1 protein-coding gene is annotated in these 517 nt (G+C 27.9%); it reads right to left on the reverse strand.

What is annotated here, in order from left to right:
• A partial coding sequence (locus tag G3997_RS05395; protein ID WP_296649423.1) for a DUF819 family protein occupies positions 1-517 on the reverse strand: 517 nt, incomplete at both ends.

Below are 517 nucleotides of genomic sequence, written 5' to 3' on the forward strand. Positions count from 1 at the left end.
ACAGCTAAGTGAATAGCAACAGCTAATACACAGAATACAAGTATAAAAGCTCCATTTTTAATAATTTCACTTATAGAAGCAGGCACACCTAAAGTAACAAAGAATATATAAATTAAAAATGTTCCGATTTCTTCTGCACCATTAATGCTTTCAAGTTGCTTAGAAAATACTGTTGCTATTATTAACATTAATGTTGTCATTATTAAATACATATTTCCAAATATACTTCTTATCATGCTAGTAAGTGCATTAGTTTCAGGTATTATTGATTTAATAAATATAGCTATTTCATTAGATAATGCTGATACTGTTACAGCTATTGAAATAGCTATAGCGATATCTTTTAATGAAATTTCTTTCTTAGACCAATAATTAGTTGAGCTACTTTCTTGTTCGCCTTCTACTGTTGCCATTCCAAATTTATTTTTGAAAAATGCTATTRATGGGATTGACATACAAATAAAGAAGTATATAGCCATTACTAGATTATCAGCCACTATAGTTACATTGGTAATAT

Origin of the sequence: Romboutsia sp. 13368 (assembly GCF_018336475.1) — a bacterium.
In the GTDB taxonomy this organism is placed as follows: Bacteria; Bacillota; Clostridia; order Peptostreptococcales; family Peptostreptococcaceae; genus Romboutsia.